Below are 14,934 nucleotides of genomic sequence, written 5' to 3' on the forward strand. Positions count from 1 at the left end.
AAGGAAGAAATATATCTTCATACTTATCAGGATTCAAAGGAAGCCCGCAGAGCAATCTTTGAATACATAGAAGGCTGGTATAACCGTAAGCGGATACATAGTTCTATTGGTTATTTGACACCACAGCAAAAGGAGGATGAGGAACTAAAAAAGCAGCATAATCTTTCGACTTTTTTGTCCAAAGTATTGACATAGGTCCACCCTGCCAAAGGTGTCTAAAACCATAATGAAACCAGGAGTGAAATTCATAGATTTGTTCGAAAAAATAAAACGAATATGGCCTAAAATAAGTCCTAATTTTAAAATAAATATTGCCTAATTTTTATTTATGTCAAATTCTGCATAATATGGTCGTTTTCTGCAATTTAGTTGACTAATGTATTAAAGAAAAATAGAATAACAAGGGGAATTGCAGATTTGTGCATATCGTCTTACCTTATGATGAATGTAAGGAAAAGATTAACGGATTTAGTAATACATGTCGAAATACAAAATGATGGAGTATAAAGTATCGGAGGAAAAACTGCTATCAATTAGCAAGGATGGAGGGGATAAATCAGATGTTCAAAATTGCAATATGTGATGATGAAAATCTTTTTACAGAAGAACTTAAAGAGCTGATCTCCGGCTACATGGCGGAAAAAGGTCTTATTTTTGAAATAGATACATATAGCTCAGGGGAGGCGCTGGTAGAATTAGGTCTTGGGGTAGTGCGTTATACGGTTGTGTTTTTAGACATAAATATGGAAAAAATTGATGGTATTAAGACGGCGGAGATGATCAGAAAAGTAAGTCGGGAAGTATTTATAGTATTCGTGACTGCATATGTGGATTATTCACTGGAAGGATACCGATTAGATGTTGTGAGGTATTTGTTAAAGGGGAATGCCAATTTTCAGAGCAAAGTCAATGAATGTATGGATGCCATCATTAATAAAATGAATTATTCTGTGACAAAAAGGAAATTTGACTTTAAAGAGGGCAGAAAAGAAATATCACTGGATAGATTATTATATATTGAGAGCAATTTGCATATACTTGAGTTTCATGTTATTGAAGATGAAGAAACTGTCTACACCATGTATGAAACATTAAATGTGATGGACGATACGCTTTCAGAGAATGGTTTTATCAGGACACACCAGAGTTACCTTGTAAATGTAAAACATATTAAGAATGTTGTCCGATATAAACTGATATTGACAAATGGGGCTGAGATGTCTATACCAAAGGTAAGATATACAGAAGTCAAAAAAAAGTTTGTAGCGTACCAGGGAGAAGTGTAGATCATGTTTGATTTAATACAGAGTATATTGTTGATGTTTATTGAAATAATGTGCTGTAAGATTTTTTATGAGACCTTTGGGAAAATACGATACAAAGGTTGGATTAATATAATTCAGTTTGTATTATTGCTTGTTGGTATATGTTTTCTTTCATATAGCTTTTCTGGGAGCTTTGTAATAAGGCAGATTGCTATTATTTTGCTGGCTTCAATACTGATGCTTTGGCATGTCGAAATTAGTTTGAGGAAATCTTTGGTATTAGCTATATTATTTGATGCATTGTTGTTGGCATTGGATTATCTGATTTATTTGTTTAGTAGATGGATACCTTTGGATCGTGCGCTGCTAGGACTGCAGTATGTAATTGGACATAATCTGGTATATCTATTGGGAAAAATTATACTGTTTTTCCTTATTCTTGTTATAAGAAAAAAATTTGGAAAAAAGTCAATGGAAATGATGTCGGATACAGAATGGTTAAGGTTTCTGTTTTTTCCTGTTTTTACAATAGCAGTTATTTCAGTAATGCTATCTGTTTTTGAACATGTGCAGACAGTAGAACAGGCAAATTTGCTTGTTGTCATTGCGTTTGGAATGGTGGGAATGAATATTGTTGTATTCTATCTAATTAATGACATTGTGGAAAGAGAAATCAAGATGCATGAAAACAGGATTTTTCAAATTCAGGCGAAAAACCAGTTAGAAATGTACAGGTCTATATCCGAAAATTTTGATAATCAAAAAAGAAAGACACATGAATATAAAAATCAGATTTCATGTATAGAATCCTTACTGGACAAAAAGCAATATTCCAAATTAGAGGAATATGTAAAAAAGATTGATAGCTCTTTAAACAGTGAACCAGATGCTATTAACACTAATAATGTAATAGTAAACGCCATACTTAATACAAAATATCAGGAGGCAGATGCAAAGGGAATTGTTTTCGTATTTAGGGTAAATGATCTTTCTGAGATAAGAATTGATGATGAGGATGTAGTTACAATTCTTACCAATCTTTTAAATAATGCCATTGAAGCGTGTGAGGTATGTGAGGATAAAAAAGTAATTAAGTTTAAGTTTGTTAAAGAAGAGGATAGAATAATTATTGCGGTTAAAAATACATATAATAATGATGTTGTATATGAGGATGGAGAGATAAAATCTACGAAAACATCAAATATAGAGGAACATGGCGTAGGGATCAAGAATGTGTTAAAAATTATTGAAGAATATGGTGGCTCATATGTTATTGAAGATAACAATAAAGAGTTCTACTTTTCAATCATTATTACTGTATGAAAATAATGATAGTATAAATTGAATACTGAAATTATTTTGTGCCGTTTTCTGCTAAAAATAGTCCATTTTCTGTATAGTATCTTGATTTATTTGATATATAATTCATACTGAATAATTAAGGAGGCATATTTATGATAGAGAAGATGGCAAAAAGGATTGTCAGTCAAATGGAGATACAGAAGATCATAAATAAAGCAAATTGCGAATATTATGAATATGCGATAATAGGTATGGCTGAACATATTATAACCGTTGGGACAATGTTGTTTTTAGGAGTAATATTCAGGGAATTTTTACCAACAGTTTGTTTTATTATATTTTTCATATCTCTCAGGAAACGGACAGGAGGGTTCCATGCGAGTCGATTTTGGCAATGCTATCTAGGAACAGTCTTAATTTTTAGTGCGGTTATACAGATTGTACCTTTACTTTGCAGAAAGACGACTCTTATGTATGCAATACTGCTTCTGGCAATAATTTTAATCTGTATAATGGGGACAGTAAACCATCCTAATATGGATATGAGCAAGAGCGAATTGCATGAGTCCAAAAAAGCTGCAAGACTGTTAGTTTTAATGGAAATAATGATAATTGCTGTCTTAAGATATTTGAAAATTGACATTCTGTATATTGGCTATATGTCGGCGGCTGTCATCTTATGCGCTTCCTTGATGTGTTTGGCAAAAATAATAAAACAGGAGGTATGTGCAAAATGAGGAAAAATGAGAACATTAAAAAAATGGCATTAAAAGTAATGGAGAGAATTGTCCGCAATGAAGTTGAAAAATATAAGTGGGGAGATCCTCCGGTTTGTTGGGGAATTACGCATCAGCCGAAAAGACCGAAGAGGAAAGAGGATTAAGATTTGTACTTATTGTAGTAAACCTGATGTGAAAACATAAGGGAAAAATAATTAATTTTAGGAGGGATTTCTTATGAAACGCAAATTATCTTTACTTCTTGTTGTGACACTGTTATGTACATTGTTTGTAATGCCTGTATCTGCGGCAGAAGCATCTGATTATTCAGATGATGAGATTTCAGTAGCAGCCACAAGCGGCTCGAATTATTTTTCAAAGATTACACCAATGTTGAACTCTCTCAATGGTTCTGCGGCAATGGCATCATTGTCATCGGGAAGCTGCTCTGGAAATGAGAGAAGCATTACATCAGTAAGTGTATATTGTAGAGTAAGTAGCGGAAGCTCAAGGTATACTTTGTATGTCATATCACCGGAAGGGACAACGCTATCTCAAAGTTGCGGAACAAGCAGTACAACATATAATTTTACTGGGTTCAACGGCGAAGACCCTAAAGGTAATTGGACCATTATGGTTGTATCCAATGGCGTAGTAACCACAGTAACATCAACATTAAAAGTCAATTATAACTACTCATTTTAGATGCAATGTGGAATGAACTTGATAAATTGAGTTGGAAGGGGGTGTAATAGTATGGCAATTAGTATATCTGGCAGTAGCTACGGACAACAGGGATATAGTAGCATTAACGTAAACAGTAAGCAGTATAAGGCAGCAGCAAATGAGTATTTGGATGCTGTTATTGCTGAAGAAGCCATGATGACACCCGAACAAAAAATGTTGTATGAGTTGATGGGTGGGCGGGAAGCACACATGAAAAATGTGATGAGCAACTTTAACTCAGATGGAGATTTTATTGGTTCTGGAGGAATTGTTGTTCCCGGCATGTATCATGGAAAGGATGGTGCTGCAGACCGTTCAACTTGGCAACAAATAATAAATGTCTCTGAGGATGCACGCCAAAAGATGTTCGATAATGTGAAAAGAGAGTTCATTCAGGAGAACGGAATTTCTAATGGTGATACAACAAAAAGGTCTAAAATATTTAGAGAATATCAATTAAGTGTGAAGAAAGAAGATCGCGCGAAAGGAACATGGACTTTGCAACAGTATGAGGGAAAATATCGATCTGCTATGTACGCAGCAGTAAAGGCTGCTAATCCTGACTGGAAGCCGGGACAGCCGTTTGATCCCGGCATATTGGATCGCGTAACAAGGGAGTCGGTGGAAAGCAATCTGGTACAGAGCGGTAATCAGTTTGTACAAAAATCCGTTGATTATCGTGTTTAAGTTTATGTGCATGTTGAGATGTTTGTTTTAGAATAATGTTATACTGCCTAACATGGGGCTGTCGCATTAAGAAGTAAATATACAAGATATACTATTTTATAAATAGAACTTATACCATATCTTGTAATTGTATTTTTTAATGCGACAGCCCCATCTTTATAGAGGTAGATTGTTAAGGGCGGCAAGCGATTCTGCAACAGGAACTGTCTGATATGCGTTGTCTAATCCAGTATCATATACGTTTTAAATAATACATATACGTTTCCCAGCTTCATGGATGCTAATATTCCTTCTGATACAAAAAAATATTTTGTATAATCATTTTATATTACCATTTTCTTCATTGTGCCGATATAAAAAGTAGATACTAATACAATTTATTTCAAGGAGGAAATGAATATGAACACTAACGGAATAGGCAATTCTTATGCAGCACAAGCCGCTGCGCAGGCTGCGGCGGCCCCGCAGGCAAAAGACAGCGGGAAAGTAAATAATACCAACGGCCAGAAAGAAATCGGCAATCCCAAGTTAAGTGAAAAAGCCCAGAAATACTATGACCAGTTGAAAAAGAAATTTTCTAATATGGACTTTATCTTAGTCAGTGCGGACAAGAAAGAAGAAGCTCAGGCAAATATGAGCAAGTACGGCAACAGCAACCGCCTTGTGGTTCTGATTGATGATGAGAAAATTGAACGGATGGCAGAAGATTTGGCATACCGTGAAAAATATGAAAAAGTACTGAGGGGCGCAACCACCCAGTTCACACAGATGAAGAGCGATCTTGGCAGCAATGCAAGCGTGGTAAAAACTTTCGGAATGAAGGTAAATGACAATGGCACCGCTTCGTTTTTTGCAGTTATAGACAAGTCCCTTGCGGCTCAGAAGAAGCGTATTGAGGAAAAAGCGGCACAGCGCAAAGAAGATAAGAAGAAAGCAGAAAAACAGGAAGAGAAAAAGAAAGCAAATGAGGATCGGTTAGACGGTATTTCCAAAGGCGATGAAGATTCCGACACCATTACGGTTACTGCAAATTCCTGGGAAGAGCTGCTGCAAAAAATAAACAGTACCGTAGATTCCTTCTATGGCAGCAATGTGCGCGCCGCGGAAGAAACCTGGATAGGACAGAAGTTTGACTACACTGTTTAATACAGCGATTTCTGGGAACTCATGATCAATTAGTTGAAACTGACTGGTACAGTAATTTCTGGAAGCCAATCAGCGGCTTTTATCTAAAAACTGGGACTTTTGGAAAAGGAAGCTATCTGCTATATGCTGTAACACAGAACAAATGGCAGTCGTCGGTCTTTTTCCCAAAAGCCCCGGTCTTTTTTCATGTCCCTGTCTTTAGACTGAATCCCCCTTACCCTGACCGCTCTTTTTCAGCATATCAATTTCCACAGAATTAGGCTGTGCATAGGCGCACTGGGGCAGAAAATTATACACATCCAGATAAGAATCCAGTTCTGCGCTGTCCTGGGGCGGCCTCGGAACTACTCCGGTGCAATCTGTTGCAGAACTTGCTTTTAAATAATCATAGGCGGTATCATTAAAATCCGGCACCGGATGCGTTTCATTTTGGCTGCGGGCAGCTCCGGCTGCTGAATATACAGAGCTGCCCGCAGAACTGCAGTCCGGACGGGATGGGGAATAATTGCTATTTTCCATTTGATCAAACACCTCTTTCTTTTCCATCATAATAACAGTATGACAGAAAAAAATATTTTTATGCGGCTGGTAATTTGACTTTTCCAGGGTAAATCATTATAATATTTACAAAATCGGCAAAAATAAGAAAATGAGGAAAAATATGAAAATTTCAGATTTATTACAGAAAAAAGAAGTAACTATAAGCTGTGAGCTTTTCCCTCCCAAGAAAGGTTCTGAGTTGGAGAAAGCCCATGAAATCGTTCGTGAAATGGCCAAAGTAAAACCGTCTTTTATGAGTGTCACCTACGGCGCCAGCGGCGGCATCAGCGAGCATACCGTTGATTTGGCAAATGAAGTACAAAACGTCAACGGAGTGCTGGCCCTGGCCCATCTCACATGCGCTTCTTCTGGGCGGGACAAGATTCAGGAAGTGTTAAAAGAACTTAAAGAGCATCAGATTGAAAACATTCTGGCTCTGCGGGGGGATATTCCGGAGCATGTGGAATTTCCTCTTCCCAACCAATACCATCATGCCAGTGAATTGATTGAAGAAATCAAAAATTTTGGTGATTTCTGTATTGGCGGAGCATGTTATCCGGAAGGGCACCCCGAAGCGGAGTCTCTGGAAGCAGATATTGATAACCTGAAACGAAAAGTGGAGGCAGGCTGTGAATTTTTAACCACCCAGATGTTTTTTGACAATAATATCCTTTACAATTTCCTGTACCGGACGCTGAAACGGGGAATTGAAGTCCCTGTTATCGCAGGAATTATGCCGGTCACTAATGTAAAACAAATCAGAAGAATTACCTCACTGTCTGGAACAATTTTGCCTCAGCGGTTCCGGGCCATCGTAGAGCGGTTTGCCGACCATCCGGCTGCGCTGAAACAGGCCGGCATTGCCTATGCCACCGACCAGATTATTGATTTAATTGCAAACGGCGTCAATCATGTGCATATTTATACCATGAACAAGCCGGATGTGGCGGGTGCGATTTTCCGGAATCTTTCTGAAATCTACAATTTGCCAGGCCAATGATTTGAAGCAATTTCTGAACCTACAACTACCAGGCCAAATCCTGAAATCTACAGCCGCCGGGCCAACAACCTGGAAAAAGCAGAAAGGGCATTTATCATGCAAATAGACAGAAAAGAAACTCTGCGGTATTTGGGATACCGCGGCCAGGACATTGACAGTCAGACGGAAAGACTTTTGGATGAAGTTTTTACAGAACTGGAACGAGACAGTTCTCCCAAAAGCATTTGCCGGAAATACCGCTGCCAGGCAACCAAAGACGCCGTAATCTTAAACCCTCTGATGGACGAAATTGCCTGGTTTTATTCTGCCGGTTCCCAAACCAATTCCCAGTGGGAAGTAATTTTAAAGAGCAAAAACCTTGCCAAAAACCTCAGAGGATGTGAACAGGCGGTTCTTTTGGCCGCAACAATTGGGCGGGCGGCAGATTTTATGATTCAAAAATATTCCGTAACCAACCTTGCCAAAGCGGCCATTGTACAGGCGGCCGGGGCCGCTTATATTGAAAGCTATGTGGATGAAATCGAGGATGAGGTCCGCACCCAGGCCGGCCGTCAGGGATTTTATCTCCGGCCCAGGTTCAGTCCCGGATACGGAGATTTTTCCATTGATTATCAGAAAGATTTTTTTGATCTGTTAGAGTGCAGGCGAATTGGAGTCACATTGACCGAAGGAAACCTGATGATGCCCTCCAAATCCGTAACCGCCATTATTGGCTTAACCTCCGGGAAACAGGAATCCTGTTGGAAAAGAAGCTGCAGCCAATGTGAAAAAACAGATTGCGAATTTCGAAAAGAAGAGAGTGGAGAGTGAACTGCATGAAATTTTTAGAACGATTAAATACGGAATTATTATTTTTTGACGGAGCCATGGGAACCATGCTTCAAAAACAGGGGATTCAGCCGGGAGAATTACCGGAAATCTGGAATATGACAAAAGAAGCGGTAATCCTTCAAATCCACAAAAGTTATCTGGAAGCCGGCTGCGATATTCTGAAATCCAACACCTTCGGCATCAATCCATATAAGATGAAAAACTGCGGATATACCTGCGAAGCATTGACCGCAAAGGGGATTCAGCTTGCCAGGCGGGCCATTGCTGAAACTGGAAAAGAGGCGTTCGTTGCCCTGGATATCGGTTCTTTGGGAAAATTGCTGGAGCCTCTGGGGGATCTGCCCTTCGAGGAAGCCTGCAATGCGTTTGTTCCGGTATGCATAGCCGGAGAACAGGCCGGCGCAGACCTGTGTCTGATCGAAACTATGAATGACACGTATGAAATCAAGGCCGCTGTACTGGCGGCAAAGGAGCATACCAGTCTGCCGGTGATTGTCACCATGGTATTTGATGAAAACGGAAAACTGCTGACAGGCGGGGATATGGAAGCAGCAGTGGCCCTGTTGGAAGGACTGAGAGTAGATGCCATCGGCCTAAACTGCGGCTTCGGCCCGGATGTAATGAAAAAATTTCTTCCAAAACTACGGGAAATTACCTCCCTTCCTATTGTGGTAAATCCCAATGCAGGGCTTCCGGTGGTTGTGAACGGACAGACTTCTTTTCTGGTAAAACCGGAAGAATTTGCATCTGTCATGAAAGAAATCGCAAAAGATGGAGCATCCATTTTGGGCGGCTGCTGCGGAACTACCCCGGAGCATATCCGTGCATTGACAGAAGCCTGCCGGGGAATGCGTCCTCTTCAGGTAACAGAAAAGAACCGCTCTGTAGTTTCTTCCTATACTCAGGCAGTGGTATTTGACAGCCATCCCAAGATTATCGGAGAGCGAATTAATCCCACCGGAAAATCCCGGTTTAAGCAGGCATTGCGGGAAAACGATCTGGAATATATTTATAAGGAAGCCCTGGTGCAGCAGGACAAAGGCGCCCATATCCTGGATGTAAATGTGGGCCTTCCTGAAATTAATGAAGCGGAAATGATGGAAAAAGTCATTACCGGGCTGCAGGGAATCACCGGGCTGCCGCTGCAGATTGACACTTCTGACATTGCCGCCATGGAAACCGCCATGCGAATTTACAACGGAAAACCCCTGATTAATTCCGTGAACGGCAAGCAGGAATCCATGGACGCCGTTTTTCCTCTGGCGGCAAAATACGGCGGCATGATTGTATGTTTGACCCTGGATGAAAATGGTATTCCGGACACAGCGCAGGGACGCATTGAAATCGCGGAAAAAATCATCTGCGAGGCGGCAAAATACGGCATTTCCAAAAAAGATTTGCTGATAGACACCCTTACCATGACCATCAGCACCGGCCAGGAAAATGCCGGAATTACACTGGATGCCCTGCATTATGTGCGCCATACCTTAGGGGTACATACCACACTGGGCGTTTCCAATGTTTCTTTCGGCCTGCCTCAGCGGGAAAAAGTAAATACCGCATTTTTCACCATAGCTTTGTCTAAGGGATTAAGCGCCGGAATCATCAATCCCAACAGCGCTGCCATGATGGACGCCTATTATGCCTGTTGCGCATTGAACGGAAGTGACCTGCAATGCAGCAATTATATCAGCTATTTTTCCGCACTGCCTGCCCAGCCGGCCGCCTCTGTCCAATCTGCTGCCCAACTGACATTGTTTGACGCAGTGGTAAAAGGTCTGGCGGAAAGCGCCGGAAAAGCTGCCGAACAAGAGCTGAAATCCAAGGAGCCTCTGGCTGTAATTGATGAAGATTTAATACCAGCTTTAGACCAGGTGGGGCAGGGATTTGAAAATAAAACCATTTTTCTTCCCCAGCTTCTGATGAGCGCAGAAGCGGCAAAAGCCGGATTTGAAGCCATTAAGGAACACCTGAAAGCAAAAGGAACTGTCTCTGAAGCAAAAGGAGCCATCGTGATTGCAACGGTAAAAGGCGACATTCACGATATCGGCAAAAACATTGTGAAAGTGCTGCTGGAAAATTACGGATTCCAGGTGATTGATCTGGGCAAGGACGTTGCGCCTGAACGGGTGGTGGAAGCAGCCAGAGAATATCGGGCGCGTCTGGTGGGCTTAAGCGCATTGATGACCACTACCGTGGCCAATATGGAGCTTACCATCCGGATGCTGAATCAGGAATTGCCGGAGTGCAAAGTTATGGTGGGCGGAGCAGTCCTGACCCAGACATATGCCGATATGATAGGCGCAGATTTTTATTCCAGGGATGCCATGGGTTCCGTGCGGTATGCCAATGAGCTTTTTGCATAGCCAAATTCAATGATCGCATATCCGATTGAATTGTATATGCATTTCATCATAAAATATGGTATAATATGGTTGGAGAGACCGGGGGAATTCCAAAAGGAGTTCGGATGGCCTGAAACTCTGGTTTTTCCGGGAATAACCCGGAACATGAGGAGAGATGACAGAAAGGTGGAATTTGTATGGGAAATTTTATAATTACAATTGGTCGTGAATTCGGAAGCGGCGGCTTAGATGTAGGACGGATGCTTTCAGATAAACTTGGCGTAAAATGCTATGATAAGGAATTACTTTCCATGGCTGCCAAAGAAAGCGGATTATGTCAGGAAATTTTTGAAAATCATGATGAAAAGCCAACCAGCAGTTTTCTTTATTCACTGGTGATGGATACCTATTCTGTCAGTGGTTATACATCAGCGCCGTTTCTGGATATGCCGTTAAACCATAAAGTTTTTCTGGCTCAGTTTGAAGCGATCAAGAATCTTGCGGCAAAGGAATCCTGCATTATTGTAGGGCGCTGCGCTGATTATGCGTTAGCGGAACATCCCAATTGCCTTAATGTGTTTATTCATGCAGATATGGAGTTCCGCATTGATCATATTATGCAGACCTTTGACCTGTCCAGGGAAAAAGCCGCAGATATGATTCATAAAACTGATAAAAAACGTGCAAGTTACTATAATTATTACTCCAGTAAAAAATGGGGAGATTCCAGAAGTTATCATCTGACCCTGGACAGCAGTCATTTAGGGCTTAAGGGCTGCAGTGAAATGATTCTGAATTATATGGATATCCGAAAAAACAGTAAAAAATAGCAGGAGAGAGTGTTTGAAAATGCTCCGGGCGGCAGAAGAGGTCTAAACTTTAGGTTTGCAGCTCTTTAGAACATATTCCAACTGCAAAATTTGCAGTTGGAATATGTCAAGGCTCAGTGATCTTCCTGAAAAATACTTCCGGAGAATTTGCCTGCAAGCTTGCGGCGTTCATCATCAATGGCCGCATAATGCTGACGTGTTGTTTCAACGCTTTTGTGTCCCAAAGCATCGGCCACCAGATAAATATCACCGGTTTCTTTATAGAGATTTGTTCCATAGGTGCTCCGCAGCTTGTGAGGAGTGATTTTTTTATTGATATTTGCCGCTCCAGTGTACTTTTTAACTAGTTTCTCTACGGCACGGGTAGTTAAACGGCTGTATTTTAAGGAAAGAAACAGGGCGTTCTCATGTCCCGGCAGCGTCTTTTCCGCCAACAGGGGACGTTCTATTTCCAGATAATCCAACAGGGCATTGCTCACTTCATCGCCGAAATAAACCATAGATTCATTTCCGCCTTTTCGAACCACCCTTAAGCCGTAATTCTTAAAACTCACGTCATTCAAGTCCAGACCCACGCATTCTGATACACGGATACCGGTTCCCAGCAGGAGCGTGAGAATCGCAATGTCACGGTATTTTGTTTTCTGATGAGAAGCAAGCTGCCTGGCAGAAAGTGAACTTCCGTTTTCCACAGTGGAAATTAATTCTGCAACTTCATCTTTATCCAGACGGATAATGTTATCCTTGTGCTTTTTCGGGGTTTCTATCATGGAAGGCGCATTTGTCTTAATGAATTCTTTCTTAAAATAATAATTGTACATGGTACGGATGGCCGACAGTTTCCGGGATTTGCCCTTTTCGCCGTTGGTAATTGCCTGTCCGTCTTTTTTCTCATAATAAGATAAATATGCCAGATATTTTTCGATATCTATGGGAGTCAGTTCGTCCAATACAGAAATCGGAATGTCATGCATGGACATCCCGGCATACCTGGGATTATTTTCCTGTATAAATTCAAAGAAAATACGAATATCATATCCATATGACAACCTGGTTCTGGATGCTGTATTTCTTGTATCCAGATAGCGGAAAAAATCTACACAGAATTTAGGAAGTTCTTTTAATAATTCCTGTAATTTACGTTTATTTTCCAAATTAATACTTTCAACATAATCCATAAAAGAATTTCCTCTCTAAATCTAATAATAAATAGGAATGTTTAATAAAATTTTAAATATGTATATCAGTTCGTTAAATCAACATTTCGCGAACTGATATGTCTGGAATCCTTTCAGGAGCATCCACAGATTTCATCAGAATCCAACAATATGGTAAACGGTCCGTCATTTAATAAAGAAATCTTCATATCGGCACCAAAGGAGCCTGTCTGGACATTTGGAATTTGTTTCCGGCATTCTGCAATGATGTATTCATATAAATCATTGGCCAATACAGGATCGCCGGCTTTGGTAAAGGAAGGCCGGTTTCCCTTTTTACAGTCAGCATACAGGGTAAACTGGGAAATCAGCAGCAATTCTCCGGAAACGTCCTGTAAAGATAAATTGGTTTTTCCCTGTTCATCTTCAAAAATACGCAAATTTATCAATTTCCGTATCAGCTTGTCTGCAAGTTCCTGAGTATCGTCCTGGCTGACGCCAATGAATACCAGAAAGCCTTTTCCAATTTTACCGATTGTTTCCTGATTGACGCAAACCTCTGCATAAGTGACCCGTTGAATAACAAATTTCATAATAAACCCTCATCATGCTTCAGCCTGCCGTCTGGCGGGCCGCATGGCCATCCAAAATATTGGTATCTTCACTATTATAATCCAAAATTTTGGAAAAAACAATCATTAAGGATAAAAATGATATGGGATAATCAAGAATCTGCCTGCATGAATCTCATCTGTTTCCAGGCCGTTCCATCGCTTGATTTCTCGCACATACTCCTGAACGCTGTCATAGTCGTCTGTCATGTATTCTGCCGCGATGCTCCAAAGGCTGTCTCCGGGCCGTATCTCAATACTGGTATAGGATTTGCAGAGCCTCTTCTCTTCTGCCGCGGCATGATTGGAAGAAAACAAAAGCTTACCTGCCCACATGAAGCTGATAAGAAGAATTAATAGAAACAACAGAATGATTAAAATCTTCCAGTTTAAAATAAAATCTTTGATGGTATGATACTTTCCGTTCTTCATCCTTCTCTGCCCTCCTTAACACAAACACATATTCCGAACATTTGTTTAGTTGTATTATAAAATAAGAACATACATTTGTCAACAAAATTTGCGAACAAATTTTCGGAATATGTGTTTGAATTTTCAGAAAGTTTGTGTTATGATAAAGATATGAAATAATCAGGATAAGGATCAGGAGGTTACGTATATGGCATATGGAAAGATCAGCGATAAGCAGAAAGAGATTTTAGAATATATTAAGAGTGAAATATTAAACCGCGGATATCCGCCGGCAGTGCGGGACATCTGCGAAGCAGTTCATTTGAAGTCCACTTCTTCTGTCCACTCGCATCTGGAGACTTTGGAGAAGAACGGATATATCCGCAGAGACCCTACGAAGCCAAGGGCTATTGAGATTATTGACGATACCTTTAATCTGGTACGGCGCGAAGTGGTGAATGTTCCTCTGATCGGACGCGTTGCGGCAGGACAGCCGTTGCTGGCCGTGGAGAACATTGAAGCCTATTTCCCTGTTCCGTCTGAATTTATGCCCAAAGAAGAGGCATTTATGCTGCGGGTAAAGGGGGAAAGTATGATAAACGCAGGAATTTTTGACGGTGATAATATTTTAGTTCAGCGTCAGGCTACTGCTTCTAACGGAGATATGGTGGTTGCATTGATTGATGATTCCGCCACTGTTAAGACATTTTATAAGGAAGAAGGCTATTACCGCCTGCAGCCGGAAAATGATTCCATGGAACCGATTATTGTAGATGAATGTACCATTCTTGGAAAAGTGTTTGGCGTGTTCCGCTTTTTTCAGTAAGAAATTTCAGAGTATTTTTCAAACACGCTCCGGGCAGACCGTGAAGCTGTCGCATTAAGAAAAATGATACAAGATATAGCTAGTTTGAAACATTCTTCTGTACTGTATCTTGTATATGTTTTGCTTAGTGCGACAGCTCTATATCTATCCGTATCAGGAACTGCCGTGTAATTCATTGCAATTTACAGTTCTTCCACTTCGATTTTTTTACCGTCAGTCCAGATACGTTCCAAATCATAGAAAAGACGGTCCTCTTTTGAAAAGATATGGACAATAATGTCTCTGTAATCCATGAGAACCCAGCTGGAATTTCTGGTTCCTTCAATTTGCTTGGCTGTATGTCCCTGTGTTCCCAATGCTTCTTCTACGGCGTCTACCATAGCCTGGATTTGATTGGTGTTTGCTCCTGTTGCAATTACGAAATAATCTGCAAGGGGTGAAATCTCACTGATGTCGATCACACGGACTTCTTCGGCTTTTTTCTCATTTAATGCCTGACAGGCAGTTTTTGCCATTTCTCGGGAAATATCCATAATTT

The 14,934-nt window shown here is 40.6% G+C and carries 18 protein-coding genes; 13 read left to right on the forward strand and 5 right to left on the reverse strand.

The genetic code is table 11. From position 1 onward, the window contains the following. The 8 genes from ACTO17_RS16170 to ACTO17_RS16205 form a co-directional block, all read left to right on the forward strand. On the forward strand, positions 1 to 195 hold a 195-nt coding region (locus ACTO17_RS16170), incomplete at its 5' end, for an IS3 family transposase (RefSeq protein ID WP_482558656.1). A gap of 365 nt (positions 196 to 560) precedes the next feature. Continuing rightward, complete coding sequence (locus ACTO17_RS16175; protein ID WP_172536162.1) at positions 561 to 1,286, forward strand: LytR/AlgR family response regulator transcription factor; 726 nt, start codon at positions 561 to 563, stop codon at positions 1,284 to 1,286. 3 nt (positions 1,287 to 1,289) lie between these two features. Continuing rightward, positions 1,290 to 2,588: a sensor histidine kinase gene (locus ACTO17_RS16180; protein WP_482558657.1), complete on the forward strand. Its 1,299-nt coding sequence runs from the start codon at positions 1,290 to 1,292 to the stop codon at positions 2,586 to 2,588. A 131-nt stretch (positions 2,589 to 2,719) separates the two neighbouring features. Then, positions 2,720 to 3,304, forward strand: coding sequence for an accessory gene regulator B family protein (locus tag ACTO17_RS16185; protein WP_172535722.1), 585 nt, complete (start codon positions 2,720 to 2,722; stop codon positions 3,302 to 3,304). After that, positions 3,301 to 3,450 carry an AgrD family cyclic lactone autoinducer peptide gene (locus ACTO17_RS16190; RefSeq protein WP_172535721.1) on the forward strand — a complete coding sequence of 50 codons (150 nt, stop codon included), beginning with the start codon at positions 3,301 to 3,303 and terminating at the stop codon, positions 3,448 to 3,450. The genes ACTO17_RS16185 and ACTO17_RS16190 overlap by 4 nt, the downstream gene beginning before the upstream one ends. A 73-nt stretch (positions 3,451 to 3,523) precedes the next feature. Next, positions 3,524 to 3,991: a hypothetical protein gene (locus ACTO17_RS16195; protein ID WP_172535720.1), complete on the forward strand. Its 468-nt coding sequence runs from the start codon at positions 3,524 to 3,526 to the stop codon at positions 3,989 to 3,991. A 51-nt stretch (positions 3,992 to 4,042) separates the two neighbouring features. Then, complete coding sequence (locus tag ACTO17_RS16200; RefSeq protein WP_482558658.1) at positions 4,043 to 4,699, forward strand: DUF3879 family protein; 657 nt, start codon at positions 4,043 to 4,045, stop codon at positions 4,697 to 4,699. 399 nt (positions 4,700 to 5,098) lie between these two features. Next, entirely contained in the window at positions 5,099 to 5,845 is a 747-nt protein-coding gene (locus ACTO17_RS16205; protein ID WP_482558659.1) for a DUF6033 family protein, read from the forward strand. Between the two features lie 198 nt (positions 5,846 to 6,043). Here the strand turns inward: ACTO17_RS16205 and ACTO17_RS16210 are convergent, their stop codons facing one another. Beyond that, entirely contained in the window at positions 6,044 to 6,364 is a 321-nt protein-coding gene (locus ACTO17_RS16210) for a hypothetical protein (RefSeq protein WP_482558660.1), read from the reverse strand. A gap of 142 nt (positions 6,365 to 6,506) precedes the next feature. On the opposite strand from ACTO17_RS16210, the gene metF reads away from it, so the two are divergent. From metF to ACTO17_RS16230, 4 genes are all read left to right on the forward strand, one after another. Then, positions 6,507 to 7,385, forward strand: a complete 879-nt coding sequence (gene metF, locus ACTO17_RS16215) for a methylenetetrahydrofolate reductase [NAD(P)H] (RefSeq protein ID WP_172537310.1) — start codon at positions 6,507 to 6,509, stop codon at positions 7,383 to 7,385. Positions 7,386 to 7,481: 96 nt separating this feature from the next. Further along, positions 7,482 to 8,195: a Vitamin B12 dependent methionine synthase activation subunit gene (locus ACTO17_RS16220; protein ID WP_482558661.1), complete on the forward strand. Its 714-nt coding sequence runs from the start codon at positions 7,482 to 7,484 to the stop codon at positions 8,193 to 8,195. Between the two features lie 5 nt (positions 8,196 to 8,200). Next, a complete protein-coding gene (locus ACTO17_RS16225; RefSeq protein WP_172537308.1) occupies positions 8,201 to 10,582 on the forward strand; it encodes a homocysteine S-methyltransferase family protein in 2,382 nt (793 codons plus the stop codon). A gap of 176 nt (positions 10,583 to 10,758) precedes the next feature. Continuing rightward, on the forward strand, positions 10,759 to 11,391 hold the full coding sequence (locus ACTO17_RS16230; RefSeq protein ID WP_482558662.1) for a cytidylate kinase-like family protein: 633 nt from the start codon (positions 10,759 to 10,761) through the stop codon (positions 11,389 to 11,391). Between the two features lie 113 nt (positions 11,392 to 11,504). Here ACTO17_RS16230 and ACTO17_RS16235 read toward each other — a convergent pair whose 3' ends face one another. The 3 genes from ACTO17_RS16235 to ACTO17_RS16245 form a co-directional block, all read right to left on the reverse strand. Continuing rightward, a complete protein-coding gene (locus tag ACTO17_RS16235; RefSeq protein WP_172537305.1) occupies positions 11,505 to 12,569 on the reverse strand; it encodes a tyrosine-type recombinase/integrase in 1,065 nt (354 codons plus the stop codon). Positions 12,570 to 12,682: 113 nt separating this feature from the next. After that, positions 12,683 to 13,141, reverse strand: a complete 459-nt coding sequence (gene dtd, locus ACTO17_RS16240; protein ID WP_172537304.1) for a D-aminoacyl-tRNA deacylase — start codon at positions 13,139 to 13,141, stop codon at positions 12,683 to 12,685. A 105-nt stretch (positions 13,142 to 13,246) separates the two neighbouring features. Beyond that, entirely contained in the window at positions 13,247 to 13,591 is a 345-nt protein-coding gene (locus ACTO17_RS16245; RefSeq protein WP_172537303.1) for a LysM peptidoglycan-binding domain-containing protein, read from the reverse strand. Between the two features lie 187 nt (positions 13,592 to 13,778). On the opposite strand from ACTO17_RS16245, the gene lexA reads away from it, so the two are divergent. Further along, entirely contained in the window at positions 13,779 to 14,396 is a 618-nt protein-coding gene (gene lexA / locus ACTO17_RS16250; RefSeq protein ID WP_172537302.1) for a transcriptional repressor LexA, read from the forward strand. A 182-nt stretch (positions 14,397 to 14,578) separates the two neighbouring features. Here the strand turns inward: lexA and rsfS are convergent, their stop codons facing one another. Beyond that, the gene (gene rsfS / locus ACTO17_RS16255; protein ID WP_172537301.1) at positions 14,579 to 14,929 is read right to left on the reverse strand and encodes a ribosome silencing factor; all 351 of its coding nucleotides are present in this window, start codon (positions 14,927 to 14,929) and stop codon (positions 14,579 to 14,581) included. Positions 14,930 to 14,934: the final 5 nt, after the last annotated feature.

The sequence above is a fragment of the Petralouisia sp. genome (genome assembly GCF_056822245.1).

Excerpts from the sequence above, each read along its gene's own strand:
- ACTO17_RS16175 (WP_172536162.1), top strand. The coding sequence starts at position 561 with ATGTTCAAAATTGCAATATGTGATGATGAAAATCTTTTTACAGAAGAA.
- ACTO17_RS16180 (WP_482558657.1), top strand. The coding sequence starts at position 1,290 with ATGTTTGATTTAATACAGAGTATATTGTTGATGTTTATTGAAATAATG.
- ACTO17_RS16185 (WP_172535722.1), top strand. The coding sequence starts at position 2,720 with ATGATAGAGAAGATGGCAAAAAGGATTGTCAGTCAAATGGAGATACAG.
- ACTO17_RS16190 (WP_172535721.1), top strand. The coding sequence starts at position 3,301 with ATGAGGAAAAATGAGAACATTAAAAAAATGGCATTAAAAGTAATGGAG.
- ACTO17_RS16195 (WP_172535720.1), top strand. The coding sequence starts at position 3,524 with ATGAAACGCAAATTATCTTTACTTCTTGTTGTGACACTGTTATGTACA.
- ACTO17_RS16200 (WP_482558658.1), top strand. The coding sequence starts at position 4,043 with ATGGCAATTAGTATATCTGGCAGTAGCTACGGACAACAGGGATATAGT.
- ACTO17_RS16205 (WP_482558659.1), top strand. The coding sequence starts at position 5,099 with ATGAACACTAACGGAATAGGCAATTCTTATGCAGCACAAGCCGCTGCG.
- ACTO17_RS16210 (WP_482558660.1), bottom strand. The coding sequence starts at position 6,364 with ATGGAAAATAGCAATTATTCCCCATCCCGTCCGGACTGCAGTTCTGCG.
- metF (WP_172537310.1), top strand. The coding sequence starts at position 6,507 with ATGAAAATTTCAGATTTATTACAGAAAAAAGAAGTAACTATAAGCTGT.
- ACTO17_RS16220 (WP_482558661.1), top strand. The coding sequence starts at position 7,482 with ATGCAAATAGACAGAAAAGAAACTCTGCGGTATTTGGGATACCGCGGC.
- ACTO17_RS16225 (WP_172537308.1), top strand. The coding sequence starts at position 8,201 with ATGAAATTTTTAGAACGATTAAATACGGAATTATTATTTTTTGACGGA.
- ACTO17_RS16230 (WP_482558662.1), top strand. The coding sequence starts at position 10,759 with ATGGGAAATTTTATAATTACAATTGGTCGTGAATTCGGAAGCGGCGGC.
- ACTO17_RS16235 (WP_172537305.1), bottom strand. The coding sequence starts at position 12,569 with ATGGATTATGTTGAAAGTATTAATTTGGAAAATAAACGTAAATTACAG.
- dtd (WP_172537304.1), bottom strand. The coding sequence starts at position 13,141 with ATGAAATTTGTTATTCAACGGGTCACTTATGCAGAGGTTTGCGTCAAT.
- ACTO17_RS16245 (WP_172537303.1), bottom strand. The coding sequence starts at position 13,591 with ATGAAGAACGGAAAGTATCATACCATCAAAGATTTTATTTTAAACTGG.
- lexA (WP_172537302.1), top strand. The coding sequence starts at position 13,779 with ATGGCATATGGAAAGATCAGCGATAAGCAGAAAGAGATTTTAGAATAT.
- rsfS (WP_172537301.1), bottom strand. The coding sequence starts at position 14,929 with ATGGATATTTCCCGAGAAATGGCAAAAACTGCCTGTCAGGCATTAAAT.